1 protein-coding gene is annotated in these 664 nt (G+C 49.8%); it reads left to right on the top strand.

What is annotated here, in order from left to right:
* Positions 1–145 precede the first annotated feature (145 nt).
* Entirely contained in the window at positions 146–562 is a 417-nt protein-coding gene (locus LKK83_RS23250; protein WP_324633770.1) for a thermonuclease family protein, read from the top strand.
* The last annotated feature ends 102 nt before the right edge of the window (positions 563–664 follow it).

Genomic DNA, 664 nt, shown 5'->3' with positions numbered 1-664 from the left:
TGCGATCGCTTATTCTGCATGGAACCGAGTTGGTTTAGAGCGTGCAAATTCTGTTGTTATGGTGCAGCAACCAAAAGCAATGATTTTGCACGCACCTCACCAGCGGGAAAATTATAAACCCGCTTTCACAGATGGAGTTTGGGAAGTGACTCGAATCTCAGACGGTGACACTATCACAGTTCGTCAGGGAAACGATGAGCGACGGATTAGATTATGCGGAATTGATGCACCGGAAAAAAATCAACCTGGTGGGAAAGAGGCAAAAGAATTTCTTGCCAGAATAATTTCTGAGGGTGGCGATCGCGTTGGAATGACTTTTGTCGAGCAGGATCGATATGGGCGCTGGGTTGGAGAGGTTTGGTCAGCGCCGGAAACCTTTGAAGAACAGCTTTTAAATTCAGTTATGATTGGGCACGCTTGGCCTTATACAAAATATTGGGGAAATTGCCCTAACCGTTCTGCCCTTGCAGCTTCAGAACAATCAGCCGAACAATCGGGGCGGGCAATCTGGAAGCAACCCGGGGCGATCGCACCGTGGGAATATCGGAAGCGAAATCGCTAAAGTGCCAATGCTGGCACTTTGGTTTGGCGACAATCTGGTGCGATCGGATCGCATCTGAAACAATTCTCAAAATGCGCGCCCCCCCCTTGAGCCGGGGGGGGG

Origin of the sequence: Phormidium sp. CCY1219, assembly GCF_035615515.1 — a bacterium.
GTDB lineage: Bacteria > Cyanobacteriota > Cyanobacteriia > Cyanobacteriales > Laspinemataceae > CCY1219.
Note: the sequence above shows the minus strand (reverse complement) of the source record. Positions and strands in the feature narration are given on the sequence as shown.